The sequence below is a fragment of the Mesorhizobium sp. M5C.F.Cr.IN.023.01.1.1 genome, from assembly GCF_003997585.1.
GTDB lineage: Bacteria > Pseudomonadota > Alphaproteobacteria > Rhizobiales > Rhizobiaceae > Mesorhizobium > Mesorhizobium wenxiniae.
Map to the genome: position 1 here is coordinate 1 of NZ_RZSU01000134.1, position 15,289 is coordinate 15,289.

16 protein-coding genes and 1 pseudogene are annotated in these 15,289 nt (G+C 62.5%); 5 read left to right on the forward strand and 12 right to left on the reverse strand.

The window, feature by feature from the left end; translation table 11 throughout:
- Together EOA78_RS31325 and EOA78_RS31330 are read right to left on the reverse strand one after the other, a co-directional pair.
- Positions 1-993: pseudogene (locus EOA78_RS31325) on the reverse strand (protein translocase subunit SecDF); the annotation flags it as partial.
- A gap of 142 nt (positions 994-1,135) precedes the next feature.
- On the reverse strand, positions 1,136-1,498 hold the full coding sequence (locus EOA78_RS31330) for a hypothetical protein (RefSeq protein WP_127319137.1): 363 nt from the start codon (positions 1,496-1,498) through the stop codon (positions 1,136-1,138).
- Positions 1,499-1,934: 436 nt separating this feature from the next.
- On the opposite strand from EOA78_RS31330, the gene EOA78_RS31335 reads away from it, so the two are divergent.
- The gene (locus EOA78_RS31335; RefSeq protein ID WP_127319139.1) at positions 1,935-2,144 is read left to right on the forward strand and encodes a hypothetical protein; all 210 of its coding nucleotides are present in this window, start codon (positions 1,935-1,937) and stop codon (positions 2,142-2,144) included.
- Between the two features lie 340 nt (positions 2,145-2,484).
- Here EOA78_RS31335 and EOA78_RS31340 read toward each other — a convergent pair whose 3' ends face one another.
- A complete protein-coding gene (locus EOA78_RS31340) occupies positions 2,485-3,537 on the reverse strand; it encodes an NAD(P)-binding domain-containing protein (protein WP_245477882.1) in 1,053 nt (350 codons plus the stop codon).
- Here EOA78_RS31340 and EOA78_RS31345 point away from each other — a divergent pair.
- Complete coding sequence (locus EOA78_RS31345; protein WP_127319141.1) at positions 3,536-3,859, forward strand: helix-turn-helix domain-containing protein; 324 nt, start codon at positions 3,536-3,538, stop codon at positions 3,857-3,859. The genes EOA78_RS31340 and EOA78_RS31345 overlap by 2 nt on opposite strands.
- 33 nt (positions 3,860-3,892) lie before the next feature.
- On the opposite strand, the gene EOA78_RS37500 is transcribed toward EOA78_RS31345, so the two are convergent.
- The 3 genes from EOA78_RS37500 to EOA78_RS31355 form a co-directional block, all read right to left on the reverse strand.
- Complete coding sequence (locus EOA78_RS37500) at positions 3,893-4,144, reverse strand: hypothetical protein (RefSeq protein WP_245477884.1); 252 nt, start codon at positions 4,142-4,144, stop codon at positions 3,893-3,895.
- On the reverse strand, positions 4,113-4,658 hold the full coding sequence (locus EOA78_RS31350; RefSeq protein WP_245477886.1) for a polysaccharide deacetylase family protein: 546 nt from the start codon (positions 4,656-4,658) through the stop codon (positions 4,113-4,115). The genes EOA78_RS37500 and EOA78_RS31350 overlap by 32 nt, the downstream gene beginning before the upstream one ends.
- Positions 4,659-4,951: 293 nt before the next feature.
- The gene (locus tag EOA78_RS31355; RefSeq protein WP_164784013.1) at positions 4,952-6,091 is read right to left on the reverse strand and encodes a LacI family DNA-binding transcriptional regulator; all 1,140 of its coding nucleotides are present in this window, start codon (positions 6,089-6,091) and stop codon (positions 4,952-4,954) included.
- A 595-nt stretch (positions 6,092-6,686) separates the two neighbouring features.
- Here EOA78_RS31355 and EOA78_RS31360 point away from each other — a divergent pair.
- The 3 genes from EOA78_RS31360 to EOA78_RS31370 all read left to right on the forward strand — a co-directional run bounded on the left by EOA78_RS31360 (position 6,687) and on the right by EOA78_RS31370 (position 10,395).
- Positions 6,687-7,649, forward strand: a complete 963-nt coding sequence (locus EOA78_RS31360) for a sugar-binding protein (protein WP_127319143.1) — start codon at positions 6,687-6,689, stop codon at positions 7,647-7,649.
- A gap of 122 nt (positions 7,650-7,771) precedes the next feature.
- The gene (locus EOA78_RS31365) at positions 7,772-9,316 is read left to right on the forward strand and encodes a sugar ABC transporter ATP-binding protein (RefSeq protein ID WP_127319145.1); all 1,545 of its coding nucleotides are present in this window, start codon (positions 7,772-7,774) and stop codon (positions 9,314-9,316) included.
- An 83-nt stretch (positions 9,317-9,399) separates the two neighbouring features.
- Positions 9,400-10,395 carry an ABC transporter permease gene (locus tag EOA78_RS31370; protein WP_127319147.1) on the forward strand — a complete coding sequence of 332 codons (996 nt, stop codon included), beginning with the start codon at positions 9,400-9,402 and terminating at the stop codon, positions 10,393-10,395.
- A 172-nt stretch (positions 10,396-10,567) separates the two neighbouring features.
- Here the strand turns inward: EOA78_RS31370 and phnN are convergent, their stop codons facing one another.
- The 6 genes from phnN to iolE all read right to left on the reverse strand — a co-directional run bounded on the left by phnN (position 10,568) and on the right by iolE (position 15,250).
- Positions 10,568-11,197 (reverse strand): phosphonate metabolism protein/1,5-bisphosphokinase (PRPP-forming) PhnN, encoded by a 630-nt coding sequence (phnN, locus tag EOA78_RS31375; protein WP_164784014.1) that lies wholly within the window; start codon positions 11,195-11,197, stop codon positions 10,568-10,570.
- On the reverse strand, positions 11,194-12,333 hold the full coding sequence (locus EOA78_RS31380) for an alpha-D-ribose 1-methylphosphonate 5-triphosphate diphosphatase (RefSeq protein WP_127319149.1): 1,140 nt from the start codon (positions 12,331-12,333) through the stop codon (positions 11,194-11,196). The genes phnN and EOA78_RS31380 overlap by 4 nt, the downstream gene beginning before the upstream one ends.
- A gap of 71 nt (positions 12,334-12,404) precedes the next feature.
- The gene (locus tag EOA78_RS31385) at positions 12,405-13,112 is read right to left on the reverse strand and encodes a DUF1045 domain-containing protein (RefSeq protein ID WP_127319151.1); all 708 of its coding nucleotides are present in this window, start codon (positions 13,110-13,112) and stop codon (positions 12,405-12,407) included.
- A 152-nt stretch (positions 13,113-13,264) separates the two neighbouring features.
- Positions 13,265-14,077, reverse strand: coding sequence for a 5-deoxy-glucuronate isomerase (gene iolB / locus EOA78_RS31390; RefSeq protein WP_127319153.1), 813 nt, complete (start codon positions 14,075-14,077; stop codon positions 13,265-13,267).
- Between the two features lie 6 nt (positions 14,078-14,083).
- A complete protein-coding gene (locus EOA78_RS31395) occupies positions 14,084-14,302 on the reverse strand; it encodes a DUF3329 domain-containing protein (RefSeq protein ID WP_029347375.1) in 219 nt (72 codons plus the stop codon).
- Positions 14,303-14,332: 30 nt separating this feature from the next.
- Positions 14,333-15,250, reverse strand: a complete 918-nt coding sequence (iolE, locus tag EOA78_RS31400) for a myo-inosose-2 dehydratase (RefSeq protein WP_127319155.1) — start codon at positions 15,248-15,250, stop codon at positions 14,333-14,335.
- Positions 15,251-15,289 lie beyond the last annotated feature (39 nt).

Sequence of the window (15,289 nt, forward strand, 5' to 3'; positions counted from 1 at the left end):
GCCGGATATCTGCCCGGTGCCGCCCAGGATTGGTTCGCGGATCTGAGGCGCGGAGATCACCTCGTCGTCGAGGATGATCGCGAACAGGCGCCCGACATTGGCCTGAGTAGCCTGACCGAAGCGGGTGGCGCCGCGGCTATCGAAGCGAAACGAGACCACCGGTTCGTTGGTGCGCTGGTCGAAGGTTGCCTGCGCGTCGACGAGGTTTTCGCCGGAGACGATGATCCGGTTCTCGATCAAATGCGGAACCCGCGGCTCGTCCGTCGAATACAACACCGTCGATCCCGCCGGCGGGCGGCCGGAGATCGCCTCTTCGACCGGAATCGACTGGTCGACCATCTGGAAGGTCAGCTTGGCGGTCTGTCCGAGAATATCCTTCAGCCGCTGTGGATCCTGCAGGCCCGGCACCTGGACCATGATGCGGTCCGATCCCTGGCGCTGGATGATCGGCTCGGTCGTGCCGAGCTCATTGACGCGCCGGCCCACTACCTCGATCGATTGAGTGAGCGCCGCGGCGATCCGGTAGTCGATCCCGGCTTCGGTCAGCGTAAAGCGCAGCAGGCCCGGTTCCGGCTCGGCCATCTCCATCTCCGTCACCGAGCCGCTCATGAAAAGGCCGGTCGAGATCGGCTGCGTCAATCTTTCGAGCGCGGTCTTCGCAGCTTCGATCTGGCCTTGGTCGCGAATGCGGACCTGGATGGAATTGGCGGTGCCGGTAAGCCCGGTATAGCCGATCTGGGCATCGCGTAGCGATGTGCGGACCTCGTCGCGGGCCGATTCGAGGCGTTCGTTGGCGAGGTCCTGCCGATCGATCTGGAGCAGGATGTGCGAGCCGCCCTGCAGGTCGAGGCCCAGCGTCAGCTGCCGCTTTGGCAGCCAATTCGGCAGCGATGCCAGGGTGGAGGCGGGAACCAGGTTTGGAGCTGCGTACAGGATACCGGCCAGGACCGTCAGCCAGATGAGAATGGTCTTCCAGCGCGAAAAATGCAGCATGTTCTTGTCCGTTCAGCCCATATCGGGCGGAAACCACCTCCGACAAGAGCTTTGGCGTTCCGATCGGCGAGCAACTCGACGAGATCCCGGGAACGCGATGTGAAAGTTTTGGGAGTCGGGGGCCGCGGTCGCGCGGCCAGGATCATGCCGGGAGAAACGGGGGCGCGCGCGCATCAAAGGCGCGGATCGGCGACAGTTTCGCCCGGTCCTCAGACCCGATACCAATCGGTGCGGCTGACGCGGTTTCGAGCGGCAGGCGCAAATCCGGGATAATGCAAAAGGGCTTGCCGTTTCCCGCAATGGCAGGCGTTCCCGTCTTGAAACGGGACGTCTCAGCTGCAACACGGCGCGCAACGTCGCGGACAAGGATGGTCGCCACCGGTTTGGACGCAGCGAGCCTCATTTGCTCTTTAGCTACATCCTGTCCGACCTGGTCGGCTGTTGCCGCAGGAATGGTCCAGACCAAAAAGAGCAACGACGCGAGCAGCCGCAGACCAGCGCTCACACTGAGCAGAACGCCGGGCCTGGCCCGTCTTCGGCCGCTTCGTCTCATCTCATCGGTATGGCTCTCATACACTGCGTTTGATACGCTTTCGCCTTCGTTGCCTCAGTAAGCGGCAGGCCGCACTCTTTGTCTAACTACAGCACTTGCATTGCGAATCGAAGCGCACCTTTCACCGACTCAAAGGTCAAGTGTTGGCCGATGCGCTTCGACGAGGAGCACAAAGGAGGCGGCCGCTCCAGAGCGCACCACCCTTCTCGATGTAACTTGAGCGCATACGTGTATACTCGTATACGAATAACCAACGAGACGAATGCCTCGAACAGGGCTCATCTGCCAGCTTTCCTGGCTTTTCTCGGGGGAACGTTCAGGCTGCGCGCCGGGACGCGGCCCAACGTGCCACCGCCAGTATTCCTGCCAGACCATTTTGGAGACGCTCATGGCCGACACCTGGTGGCGCACGGGCTGGCACGGGATCGGCTTGACGGCGAAGGCTTATGACACCGAGGATCTTACCAACGGCCCAAAAAAGCCGATGATACGTGTTATTCGCTTCTGGCCAGGGCCGAGGATGGCTATGTCCAAACCCTCAGGGAAGGACGATCCATCAGGCATCGCAAACTTCCACGCAAAGCGTGCGATCCCATGATGAACATCCACGTCACTTGTCCGTAGGATGCGGGCACCGGGATGCTTGGCCAGAACTCTTGCGATGTGCGCGAGCAGTTCTTCCGCGCCAGTCGCATGGACTGTGGGATCCGTGTATGTCGCGCCATCGCTCCAGATCGGTAACAGCAACGCCCGCCGCTGCTCGGCGTTCTCATCGGACCAAGCAGCACAATACGAATCGATGAGAAGCGTCAAAGGCATTCTATTCCCCTAATGTAGATCACTGGTCTGACTCGGCCGACGCTCGGACAACAAAGCCCGAATCCGCCGGCCGACGGCAAAGCGTGGTCCGCCTCAATAAGGCCGGAGACCAAATCCGCTCAGCCAGCCAGAAGGGATCCTTCGCGCGGTCCGGATCGGAGAGATCTCTTATCCGGATTTTCCAGAAATTGCGATAACGCCGCGAAATCATCATGTAGGTGGCCAGCTGCAATCGCCCGTTGGAAGATCGCGTCGTAACCGTCCACCACAGAGCGGTCGATCTTGCGCGCCTCCATCAGCTCCAGGAGATGCTGGAATGCGCCGTAGTGCGGGGAGATCGACGAGAGCGTCTCGTCGTCGCTGGCAAAACGGCCAGCATTCGTCCGGTTGATGAGGTCGGCGACAAGCCCGTCAACGACAGGCGCTAATGCGGTCCACTGCCGAGCCAACTCGCCGAGGTCGATCTCTTCGGCCTGACTCACGGCGATCGCATGGAGCGTGCCGAACAGCGCGCCCCACATGACAGCAAGCAGCGCGCTATCAAGTGCGTTCGAACGTCCCGGCTCTTCCCCGATATGCTGGACATTGCCGCCCAAGGCACGAAACATCTCCTCGTTCGCGTCGAAAGCCTGCCTTGGCCCCGAGATCAATATCGTCCCGGCATCTGTCCCGATGAAATCCGGCGTGGCCATGATCGCGCCATCGAGATAGCTGGCTCCGTGCTCGGCAAACCATTCAGCGGCTTCGCGTGCGCCATGCGGCGTTCCCGAAGTGAGTTCCACGACCAGCTTGCCGCGAAGGGCTGAAGCAACAGCATCGTCGTGCAGAAGTGCAGCGGTTGCCTGGTAGTCGCTTACGTTCACGATGATAATCTCAGCCGCATTGACGGCTTCCAGGACGGATCCCGCGACAGTGGCGCCGAGCGCGGCCAGCGGTTCGGCCTTTTGTTTCGTCCTGTTCCAGACCGTCGTCCGATATCCCGACCGGAGCAGGGCGCGGGCGAGCGCCGATCCCATACGACCCGTCCCCACAACGCTGATTGAAAGCTTCATTACAACACTCCATACCAATAGGTGCCAATTTTCGTCACGGGCAGAGGTATGTTGGAGTGAGTGGCGCGCACAATACGCACCTGGAGGTAAGTGGTTACCCAACGGTAAGGAGAGCATCATGAATGAGCCGACGGGCAATTGCGGCTTCGCAACCGCGATCAAGGCGATCGAAGGGAAGTGGAAAGTGGATATTCTTTGCGAGCTTGGAACGGCATCTCGCAGGTTCGGCCGGTTGAGGCAGTCGATTCCGGCGATCAGTGAAAAGATGCTGACGCAGCAATTACGCGAACTGGAGGCTGACGGGCTTGTGAACCGAGAAGTCTATCCGGGATCGCCGACTAAGGTCGTCTATTCGTTGACAGAAAGCGGAGCGGCGCTCAATGCTGGAGCAGAGGCGTTATGCCGTTGGGGTGAGCAATTCCCTTCCCGCTCCGATGCTTAAGGATGCTGTTCGCACGCGAGTTGGACGTCGGCTTCATGGCGCTTCGCCCTCGGCCGGAAACAACGACAGCCAATACCGGGCGATGTCGTTGCGGCGCATGAAGGCGGCCTCCGGCCTGGACAGAACCATCTCGATTATGCCTTCCAATGCCGCGGCCCGGTTGGGCTGGCCGGTCCATCGCGCATGGACGGCTATCGTCATCATGCGCCCGCCTTCTTCCCTGGCTTCCCTGATCAGGAAGTCCAGATAGGCTTCAACGTTGTCGACGAAGTCCTTGGGCGTCACATAGCCGGGGCTGACCAGATAGCGGCTGTCGTTCAGGGTCTTGGAATAGGGGACGATCAGAAGGCGCCTGTTCTGTGCCGGCACGCTCCTCGTCACGGCTCAGGGTCCATTGTTCGGTCCAGCGCAGGCCATGGCCGAGCAGATCGTGACCCGATTGGCGCAGCCATGCCGTCGCCTCCGGGTTGCGCCGCAGCGCCTCGGCACAGCTCGATATCGTGGCGTGGACGCCGTGTCGCTCGAGCAGTCTGGCGATGCGCCAGATACCGACGCGGCTGCCATACTCGAAATGTGTTTCGGTGCCGAGGTCGCGGATGCCGTCCGGCGCCGACAACGGATATTCGCCCCAGCCATCGCTATGGCTGTCGCCCTCGAACAGCGAGTATTCCGCCCCTTCCTCGTAGCAGACCACGAGATTGACTGCGACCAGACGTCCGTCCGGCCAGATGATCTGCGGCGGCCGCCGGCCGTAACCGACGAAATCGCGCGGCGGGCCATGGCGATTCTGAAGCTTCATGACAGTACAATTCCTGGCGGGTTGCCGATCCGCATGTACGGGTCGGCGAGGAGATCGGGCTCGAAGGCTGGCGCGGAACGGCGAGCCCGATCAGATTTACCCTTGGATCCAGGATTTCGCCACAACCAGACTGCAGCAAACCGCACGTCAGTCCGCAGAAATCTGGATACAAGAATCCCGATCCCCCATGCCAGGCGACAATTTCTGGCCAGCCACTGATGCCTTTGCGGGGCGCTTGTCTGGCCTGGAGCGGCATCAGTACGGCGTTTGCATTGACGGACGTTTGGCGATCCTCAGCCGGCTGTCAGTCCGTGTGTGCGCCCAGGCGCCACAGCACTGACCGATGCCCGCTCGACCAGCGGGCATTCAAGCTTGGTGATGGGATAGCGGCCGCGGCCGGGCGGTGCAGGAACTTCCAATTGCTCGATCGCCCATTGCCCCATCGCCATATGCGGCAGGATCGACGTCGTCAAAGGCGGGAACAGATGCCGGGCGATTTCTTCGTCGTCATAGCCGATCACCGAAATATCCCCGGGGATGTGCAGGCCGGCTTCCTTCAACGCTTCGTAGCAGCCGATCGCGGTGCGGTCGTTCTGGCAGAAGATTGCGGTCGGCCGATCCTTGAGTGCCAGAAGCTTGACTTTCGCGGCGTAGCCGGCGCTCGCCGACCAGTCGCCCTCGACCACCAGTTCCACATCGAACGGGATGTCGGCCGTCGCCAGTGCCCGGCGGTAGCCCTTCAGCCGATCCTGCGCCGCCTGCATCCATGGTTCGCCGGTGATGGTTGCGATGCGGCGGTGGCCATAGCTGATCAAGTGGCGGGTGGAACTCTGCCCGCCGGCGATTTCGCTCGGCACCACGGCGGGGAAGGTGTAGTCGGCGGTATAGCAATTGAGCAGGATGACCGGGATATCGAGGCCGTAGAGATAGTCGGGCGCGGTGATCTCGCGCGTGAAGATGGTCATGTAGATCAGCGCCGAAATACCCCGCTTGGTCAGTGCCGCAATCGCGCGCGGCTCCATGACGGTATCACCCAAAGTCTGCGCGACCAGCACGACATTGCCGGCATTCCACGAGGCCTGGCGTGCTCCTTCGATGGCGACGACCGCTTCGGGACTGGTCGCCAGTTGATCGACCGCGAAGCCGATCACCCCGTCCAGCCCCTCGAACGAGGCGACAGGGCTACGAAGAGCAGAGAAGGCTGGTGGCGCATAGCCGAGGCCCCGCGCGGCCTCGATCACCCGTTCGCGGGTCTGCTGCGAGAGCCTTATGCCCGGCGTGTTGTTGAGGACGAACGAAACCGTTGCCTGCGAGCAGCCGGCGGCCCTGGCGATATCGGTCATGGTAACGCGACCCTTGGGATTCTTGGCCGATGGCTTTCGGCGCCGGGAGGCTTCAAGGGGAGGATCGCGCAGATCCGTCGGTTCGCTCATGGCATTGTGTTCCAAATTCCCGGCTTGTCTAACCAGAGGTCGTCCTGGACGTCATAAAAGACGGCAGGACGTCCAGCGAGGCTTCGTTTATAAAACAAGCACTCGATTAATCATTATTATCATTCTGGTTGCCGAATGGCTAGCAGCGCGAAGAGAGCGATATGCGGTCCTGAAGATCGGTTTCTCGGAATCGGGCACCAATTTCAAGCCCTTAGACGGAAGCCTCCCTTTCTCACCACACGGCAGGCTGCCGCCAGCACCAGGTTTCCAACCAGGAACTAATACTATTTACTAATAGGCGTAAGCGTTCTAATGTCAATTTGTCATGCCCGGCTCGGGACCGAACGGGCCATGGCGGCACGCAAGCGTGCTGCGCGGGATCGGTAGCACTCGGGCCGCAGAGCAACGCCGCGCAAATACTTAAATGTCAGACAAATCCGACTATTTACGAACTGCCAATGAGTCTCTAGAGTTCAAATCGCGGCTGGAATGGCGCCGTTCTTTCGCTGCCAGCACCCCTTGAGGAGGAGGCGTCCAAGCCGCATTCGACAAGTTCAGATCAGCAAAAATGACTGAATCAAATGGGAGGTTGAACATGAAATCTGCGATACGAAATGCGTCCATCGCCGCCGCGGCCTTGGCCCTCGGTCTGTCCATCACTGCAATTGCTCGTGCCCAGGATAAACCGACGCTGGCCTTCGTCGTCAACGGCGCCTCCGATTTCTGGAAGGCGGCCGAAGCCGGTGTCAAGAAGGCGCAGGCCGAACTGCCCGGCTACAATCTGGAGCTCAAATATCCGGAGCAGTCGTCGGTTGCCATCCAGCAGCGGCTGATGGACGATCTGGTGACGGCCGGCGTCAAGGCCATCATGGTATCGGCCGTCGATCCCAAGACCTCGACCGAGGGGCTCAACAAGATCGCCTCGGAGACGGCGCTGTTCACCACCGACAGCGACGCGCCGCAGACCAAACGTATCGCCTATATCGGCTCATCCAACATCGATGCCGGCAAACAGGCCGCCGAGATCGCCAAGAAGGCGATGCCCGACGGCGGTAAATGCCTCGGCTTCGTCGGCTTGCTCGGCGCCGATAATGCCAAGGAGCGCATCGAGGGCATGAAGGAAGGGCTCGCCGGCACCAAGATCGAGCTGATCGACGTGCGTGGCGACGACATCGACCAGGCCCGCGCCAAGAAGAACGTCGAGGACGCGCTGGTCGCCAGCCCCGACGTCACCTGCATGGTTGGCTTCTATTCCTACAACACGCCGCGCATCTATGAAGCGCTGCGCGACGCCGGCAAGCTCGGCCAGATCACGGTCGTCGGCTTCGACGACGATCCGATCACGCTGGGCGGCGTCAAGGAAGGCACGGTTGCCGCCACCGTGGTGCAGCAGCCCTTCGAATGGGCCTACCAGGGCATGAAGCTGATGGCCGCCTATCTCGAGGGCGACAAATCGGGCATTCCGGAGAACGGCCTGATCATCATCCCGACCAAGATCATCGGCAAGGACGACGTCGACGCCTATGCCGCCAATCTGAAGGCGATGTCCGGCAATTAGGACGAAAGCAGTTGCGCCGGCTCGAGGTTCGCTTCGGGTCGGCGGCTCGCATTGACGAACCCTGCGAGGGTCGTCAGTCTGCAGATGTGGCTAGAACGGCCCACCAGCTGCTGTCAGGCGTGATGAATTATTCCGACGCATCCATCGGCGTATCCACGACTGCCCCGTTCCTCAGTCTCGAGGGCGTGCGCAAGACCTATCCCGGCGTGGTCGCGCTGGATGGATTCTCGATGGAGGTCGGGCCTGGCGAGGTCATCGGCCTCGTCGGCGAAAACGGCGCCGGCAAGTCGACGCTGATGAAGATCCTCGGCGGCGTGACCACCCCCGACACCGGCACGATCACCGTCGACGGCGTCGCCCATGACGGGCTGACGGTCGAAGCCAGCATCGGTTCCGGCATCGCCTTCGTTCATCAGGAACTCAACCTGTTCGAAAACCTCGACGTTGCCGCCAACATCTTTTTCGGCCGCGAGCCGTTGCGCGCCGGTCCGCTCAGGCTGGTCGACCGCGCCAGGCTGCGCACGCTGGCGGCGCCGCTGCTCAAACGCGTGGGCGCCAATTTCTCGGCCGATACGCCGGTATCGACGCTGTCGCTTGCCCAGCAGCAGATGGTCGAAATCGCCAAGGCGCTGTCGATCGAGGCAAGGCTGGTGATCCTCGACGAACCGACATCGAGCCTGCCCCTTGCCGAAACCGACAAACTGCTCGACGTCATCAGGGCGCTGAAGGCTGAGGGGATCAGCGTCATCTTCATCTCGCACCGTCTTCACGAAGTCGAGCGGGTCGCCGATCGCGTCGTCGTGCTGAGGGACGGCAAGCTTGCCGGCACGCTGCCGAAGAGCGCCGTCAACCACGACCAGATGGTCAAGCTGATGATCGGCCGCATGCTGAAGGAGCGGGAGAAGGCCGCAGAATCGGCGCGCCCGCCCGGCACCGTCGCCCTGTCGGCCAAGGCCATTCGCACCAGCGCCTATCCAGACCGGCCGGTCGATCTCGGCGTCAGGCAAGGCGAAATCCTAGGGCTGGCGGGCTTAGTCGGCTCCGGCCGCACCGAGCTGGCGCGCGTGCTTTTCGGCATTGAGACGAGCCTTGGCGGCGCGCTCCAGCTTGATGGAAAAGACCTGGTTCTCGGTTCGGCCGCCGACGCTGTGGCCAACGGGATCTTCCTCGTCCCGGAAGACCGCAAGATGACCGGCATCCTGCTCGATCTGTCGATTGCCCAGAATATTTCGCTTCCCAATCTGCCGGCGCATGCCCGGCGGTTCCTGGTTTCTGCCGGCGCCGAAGCCGTCACCGCCGAGAAGCAGAAACGCAATCTCGGCATCAAGGCACCGTCGGTGGCGACGCGCACCGGCACGCTGTCAGGCGGCAACCAGCAAAAGGTCGTGCTGGCCAAGTGGCTTGCCATGAACCCCAAGGTGATGATCCTCGACGAGCCGACGCGCGGCATCGACATCGGCGCCAAGGCCGAGATCTACGGGCTGATGCGCGCACTGGCCGATGCCGGTGTCGCCGTGCTGATGATCTCCAGCGACATGGAGGAGGTGATTGGCGTCTCCGACCGCATCGCTGTCATGCATGAGGGCCAGATCTCAGGCATTCTCGACAAGGAACAGTTCAGCCAGGAAAACGTGCTGCTGCTGGCCGTGGGCAAGCAGCCGAGATAGTTTTTGTTTTGGTGCAGGTTCTGGTCGCAAAACCGTAGAAGACTTTTGCGGAGCCTGCCTTGGCAGGCATTGGGGAGAAGACGATGAGCAAGAAAGATCTCGGCCTGCTGATCCTGATCCTTGTGGTGGGAGCGGTGGTGGCGATCATCAATCCGCGCTTTCTGCTGCCGATCAACCTCGCCAACACGTCGAACCTGATCGGGCTGTTCGGCATCCTGGCTATTGGCCAGGCCTTTGTCATCATCACCGGCGGTATCGAATTGTCGGTCGGCTCGGTGGTTGCGCTGCTCGGCGTCCTGTTCATCGATTTCATCGCCACGCGCGGCATGGCATGGCCGGTCGCGCTGCCGCTGATCCTCGTGCTCGGCGGCTTGATCGGGCTGGCACATGGCTGGCTGATCACGCGGCTCAAATTGCAGCCTTTCGTGGTGACGCTGTGCGGCCTCTTGATCTATCGCGGCGTCGCGCGGTTCTACACAGCCGACGGCACGGCGGGTTTTGCTTTCGGACAGAACTTTCCGGAGCTCGAGTTCCTGACGGCGGGGCGATCCTATGGCGTGCCGAACAGCTTCATAGCGCTGATCGTCATCGCCATCGTGATGTGGGTGGTGCTGCATCGTTCGGTGTTTGGCCGCTATCTCTACGCCATCGGCAAGAATGAGGAGGCGGCGAAATATTCCGGGATACGCACCGGCCGCGTTGTCATGGCGGCCTATGTCATCTGCGGTGTGCTGACGGCGCTATCGGCGATTTACTTCGCCATGTACACGCGCTCGATCTCACCGGCGAGCCATGGCCAGTTCTACGAACTCTATGCCATTGCCGCGGCAGTGCTCGGCGGCTTCTCGCTGCGCGGCGGCGAGGGCTCGCTGATCGGCGTCATCCTCGGCACGGTTCTGCTGCAGGAGCTCCAAAACCTCGTCAACCTGCTCGGCATCCCCTCCTCGCTCAATTTTGCGGTGATGGGCGGGGTGATCCTCATCGGCGTGCTGGTCGATCAGCAATGGGGCGTGTACCGGGAGCGGCGGCTGATGCTGGAGGCGACCCGCAAGGGCATGGCTGGTGCGGCCGCGGAATAGCGGCTCCGCCTCTCCCTCTCCCCACAAGGGGAGAAGGTGGCCGAGCCAAGCTTGGCCGGATGAGGGGTGTTCCAGCTTGACGCCGACCGAGCTCCGGCCAGCACCCCTCAACCGTCTTGGCGCTATGCGCCAATCCACCTTCTCCCACAAGGGGAGAAGGGAAGACGCAGCCTTAAACTAGGCCCGACATATCGGAGAATGCCATGGCCTTGCGCAGCACATCGGCGAAGCGCTCGCCGGCCGCCTCGCGCAGGCCGCTATTGTCGATCGAGGTGACGCCTGGTCCGGACAACGCCACATTGGCACTGCGCGCCAGGCGCGCCAGCACTTCGCCGCGCGACTCGCGGCCGCGCATCGCCAGTCGCTCGGCCAGAATTTCCGGCGAAGCGGTGATCTCGACTACAGCCAGATTGGCATAGCGATCACGCAGCGCCGGGATGATGGCGCGGGAGACATTGGCGATGGCGACGCGGCCATTGGCCACCGACCAGTCGACTTCAGCCGGGATGCCGTAACGCAGGCCATGCGCCTCCCACGAGATGGCGAAGGCGCCGTCCGCATCGGCCTCGACAAAGGCCGCGTCGGCGAGCGTATCGTGATCCTCGCTCGTCGTGTCGCTCGGCCGGGTGATGACCCGGCGCACGAACTCCAGCCGGGTCTCGTCGGCAAACAGTGCCCGCGCATAGCCGATCACCGTATCTTTGCCGGCGCCGCTCGGCCCGACGACGGCGACGAAGACGCCGTCGCGGATCGGAAACGCAGCGGCGGACAATTCACGCTCGATCGACGCCGACACCATCATGCGACCCGCCGTCCCTGCCGCCAGACCGTGCGGACCACCGGGACGTGATCGTCGAGACGGACGCGAACCAGGTCGGCGCGCCGGCCCTGCTCGATGACGCCTCGGTCGGCGAGGCCGACCGCCTCGGCCGGGTTCTTCGAAACCATGGCCACCGCCTGCGGCAGGGAAATGCCGTCGACCACCTCGCCGAGGAAAAAAGCCGACTGGATCAGGCTGAAGGGAATGTAGTCCGACGACAATATGTCTAGCAAGCCTTCGCCGGCGAGCGTGCGGGCCGAAACATTACCCGAATGCGAAGCACCGCGCATGACGTTCGGCGCGCCCATCAGCACCCCGAGCCCTGCCTCCTTCGAAGCTTTTGCGGCCTCCTTGGTGGTCGGGAACTCGGCGACGCGGACACCCTGTTCGATCGCCTCGTCGACATGGCCTGCCGTGGCGTCGTCATGGCTGGCCAGCACGATGCCGCGCTGATGGCAGGCGGCAGCGATGAAGGCGCGGTTCGGCTCCGAATTCGTCGCCGACTCCGCCATCCGCTTCTCGCAAAATTGCTGGAATTCGCGATCCGCCAGCTTCAGCTTGCGCTGGTAGTAGTAGGCATAGGTTTCCAAGTCGACGAACTGGCGCTGTCCCGGCGCATGGTCCATCAGCGACGCCAACTTGATCCGGTCATCGCCATCGAAGTGGGCGAAGGCGGCGAGGCAATCCGGCGCCGAAACCTCGCAGCGCAGATGGATGAAATGGTCGGCCCGCAGCCGGTCCTGCTGGACGCTGTCCTCGATCGCATCGGCCAGCTTGCGCATGTCGGCCGAATTCATGTCGGCGTCGTCGTCCATGCCGACGCGCAAGGCGTCGAGGACGGTGGTGATGCCGGCGGTCGCCACCTGCGCGTCATGGGCGAGAACGGCGGCGATCGGGTTCCAGCGCACCTTCGGCCGCGGCGCGTAGTGGCCTTCGAGGTGGTCGGTATGAAGCTCGACCAGCCCGGGAATGATGAAATCGCCGCCCATGTCTTCGCCGGTCCGGCCGGCGCCGGCATCGATCCCGGCGATCAAGCCGTCGCGCAGCACGATCGAGCCTTCGACGATCTCGTCGGCAAGCACGATGCGGGCATTGTTGAGAACGGTCTCGGCGGTCATTTCAGGCGATCCCTGGAGCATTTTTGGAACCAATCGGCGTCGCAAAAAGGCGGTTAAAACAAATAGTCATCTCAGGCAGTTCTTCTGGCCGGGCGGCGCCCGAGCGCGTGATGGGAAAGCACCATGAACGGGGCGCCAGGTTCAGTTTCGACAAACAGGGTCAGTGCGTCCACCGGCACCGGCCGTTGCAGGACCTGGGCAAACAGGCTGTCGATTGCTGCGCGAAGACGAGGGCTTTCCTGTGACGAGGCACGGCCGGATAGCGTCATATGGAACCGGAAGGTCTCAAAGACATAGGGGTAGCCCCACTGGCAGAGATTGCGGAATTCGTCCGGCTTCAGCGAATCGGGGCTGCGCCGTTCGATCTCAGCCTCGCTCAGCGGCGCGCGAAAACGGTCGAAGTCGCGCACAACGTCGTCGGCGAAGCGGTTGAGCGCCGGCAGCGGTCCTTCCGGCACCAGGGCGAAGAAGCCGTCAATCTGGCTGACGACCAACCGCGGAATCGTCACCACCGGCGTCGTCTCGGCGAAATCGTCGAGTGCCGCGCGAAGCGCGGCTTCCGTTTCGTTCGAAGCCAGCCGGAAGGGCGCCTTCAGCGTCGCATGAAAACCGTAGCGGCGCGCCGAAGCGGTGTGGAAGGCGACTTCCGCCGCCGACAGCTCGCCCACCGCCTCGACGGGCCTGGTGGCGGCGCCGAACGGGTCGCGGCCGAGCCAATTGGCGGCGATCCGCGCCAGCGGTTCGTCCTGCCGGGGAGTGAAATAGATGGCGCACCGCATCGAAAGTCCTCGTCAACTCCCCGCTGCCATAGGCGATTTGCATGACGAAATGACGAAGCTGATGATCGCTCCTGGTAACAAAGTTGTTCAGGCGGGTCATTAGCCGACAATTTTTTCGGCTTGGGCCAGTTGCCGGCCGGAAGGGAGCGCGATCAGGCCTTCATCAGCCATTCGTGCTCGGGCGCGTTGTGAAATTTCCATGTCCGCTTCGGCCCCGCCATGACGTTGAGGTAGTAGAGGTCATAGCCATGGCAGGCGGCGCAAGGATGATAGCCCTTGGGCACCAGCACGACATCGCCGTCCTCGATCGCCATCGTCTCATCGAGCGAACGAGCGCCTGTCCGGTCGGCATCGGTGTAGACGCGCTGAAAGGCAAAGCCCTGCGGCGGGTTAAGGCGGTGGTAGTAGGTCTCCTCGAGATAGGACTCGGCGGGCAGATTGTCCTGGTCATGCTTGTGCGGCGGATAGCTCGAGGTGTGGCCGCCCGGCGTGATGACCTCGACCACCAGCAATGAGTCGGCCGGCTTGCCCTCCGGCAGGATGTTGGTGACATAGCGCGTGTTGGTGCCCTTGCCGCGAACCTCCTGGCCGAGATCCTTCGGCGCAATGACGCGGACGGGCAGGCCGCCGCCAAGCCCCGGCGCCGAGCAGACCGCGAGTTCGAGATCGGTGTCTGATGTCACCGACCAGTCAGAGCCCTGCGGCACATAGACCGACCACGGCTTGCCTTCGAAGGGCGACATGCGTTCGCCGAGTAGGCCGAGATCCTTGCCGCCGGCCGTCGCCTTGCCCTTGCCGGTGACGAACACCAGGCAGACTTCACGGTTCGCGGTCTGGCCGGAGGCTGTTTCGCCTGGCCGCAATCGATGCAGATCGAAACCGACATAGGTCCAGCCGGCGTTTTGCGGCGTCACATGGGCGACGCGGCCATGTCCCTTATCGGTCTTAACCAGCAGTTTCGACATCGCGCTTCATTCCTTTGGTTCGGTATCGGCCGAAGCCTTGCCGCCGTCGGCCGGCTTATAGAGATAGAAGAACTGCCAGACGGCATAGCCGGCGAAGCCGAGCGCGATCATGCCCCAGAACGGCGCGCCGGTGGCAAACTCGACCACGGCCCAGCCCAGGCAGACCGCGACGATGGCAACGCGCCGCCACAAGGGCCGGAAGAACGGATGCTCGGAGTCCTTCATCGGATCAGCCCTTCGCCGGGAATACTGCATTCAAGCATTGGGGAAGCCCTGCGTTTCAACGGTGTAGCCGGCAGCCGTCATCACCCGCATCAACTCCTTGTAGCCGACTTGCGCCATCTTGAGCGGCGGATTCGTCTTCGGGTCCTGCTCGGCCTCGACGACGAACCAGCCTTCATAGCCGTAGTTCGCCAGCCTTTCCACAATGGCGCCAAAATCCAGCGAGCCGTCTCCCGGCACCGTGAAGGCGCCGAGCGCCACAGCGTCGAGGAAGGATTGCTTCTGGCGGTCGAGTTTCTCGATCACCTCCATGCGTACGTCCTTCACATGCACATGGTTGATGCGCCGGTGATGATTGTCGATGGCGCGCAGCACATCGCCGCCGGCAAAGGCCAGGTGACCGGCGTCGAGCAGCAAGGGAATGCCTTCTCCCGAGTAGCGCATGAAGGCGTCGAGCTCGGGCTCGGTCTCGACGACCGCCGCCATGTGATGGTGATAGGAGAGCGGCATGCCTTGCCCGGCGCACCATTCGCCGAACTGCGTGAGGCGCCTCGCATAGGCTTTCATCTGGTCGTCCGAAAGCCTGGGCTTGGTGGCGAGCGGCTTCGAGCGATCACCCTGGATGGAGCGGCCGACCTCGCCATAAACGATGCAAGGCGCGTTCACCGCCTTGAACAGATCGATCATCGGCTGGATGCGATCCTTGTTCTTCGCCATGTCTTCGTCGACGAGCGTCCCGGAGAACCAGCCGCCGCAGAGCGTGACGTCGGCCTCTTTCAGGATGGGCAGCATGATTTTCTGGTCACTGGGAAAACGGCGGCCCATTTCCATGCCGGTGAAGCCTGCCGAGCGCGACTGGCGTAAGCACTCCTCCAGCGACACGTCATCGCTGAGCTCCACAAGATCGTCGTTCCACCATGCAATGGGGGACATGCCCAGTTTGGCTTTCAAGTCGTCACTCCAATGTCAGTTTCGTGTCCACCCTCCCCC